1 protein-coding gene is annotated in these 935 nt (G+C 43.7%); it reads left to right on the forward strand.

The genetic code is table 11. The annotated features are described in order from the left end of the window. Nucleotide 1: 1 nt before the first annotated feature. Nucleotides 2–935: site-specific DNA-methyltransferase (locus tag ACTJLE_RS06365; RefSeq protein WP_481267894.1), on the forward strand; the 934-nt coding region annotated here is incomplete at its 3' end.

The following is a 935-nucleotide window of genomic DNA, read 5'->3' on the forward strand; positions in this document are numbered from 1 at the left end:
AATGCAGTATTATTTGGCTGACGTAAGTGAGCTTATCCCGTATGTGAGAAACGCTCGCACTCACTCTGAGGCGCAGGTAGCTCAGATAGCGGCAAGTATTCGCGAGTTTGGTTTTCTATCCCCAATTCTAGTGGCGGAGGATAATACGATTCTCGCAGGCCACGGCAGGCTTGCCGCGGCATTAAAACTGGGTCTTAAAAAAGTTCCGTGTGTGAAAGAAAATCATTTAACTGAAACACAAAAGCGTGCTTATATTATTGCGGATAATAAGCTTTCACTTAACGCAGGCTGGGACAATGAGCTTTTAGCAGTCGAGTTGTCGGAGCTCGAAGGAGCTGATTTTAATCTTGATCTTCTCGGGTTTGACGAGGCGGAGCTTTCCAGTATTTTCGATGCTGATAAAGACGTGAGTGATGATGATTTTGATGTTGAAAAAGAGCTGGAAGAACCGTGTTTTTCTAAAACAGGTGACATATGGACGCTTGGCAGGCATCGTGTTATTTGCGGTGATGCTACTAAGTTAGAAACATATAAGACGCTTCTTGAGAATACTAAAGTGAATCTGGTGGTTACTGATCCGCCTTATAACGTGAACTATGAGGGTTCTGCTGGGAAAATCAAAAACGATAATATGGAGGATGATAAGTTTTACCAGTTTCTTTTCAACTCGTTCGTGAACATGGAGCAGGCGATGGCAGATGATGCATCTATCTACGTGTTTCATGCTGACACGGAGGGATTGAATTTTAGAAAAGCATTCCAGGACGCGGGGTTTTATCTTTCAGGTTGTTGTATTTGGAAGAAACCGTCGCTGGTGTTGGGTAGAAGCCCTTACCAGTGGCAGCATGAACCATGTTTGTATGGGTGGAAGAAAAAAGGTAAACACAAGTGGTACGCGGGTAGGAAAGAAACTTCAGTTTGGGAGTTTGAAAAGC

The sequence above is a fragment of the Gardnerella sp. CCPDSM genome (genome assembly GCF_056754715.1).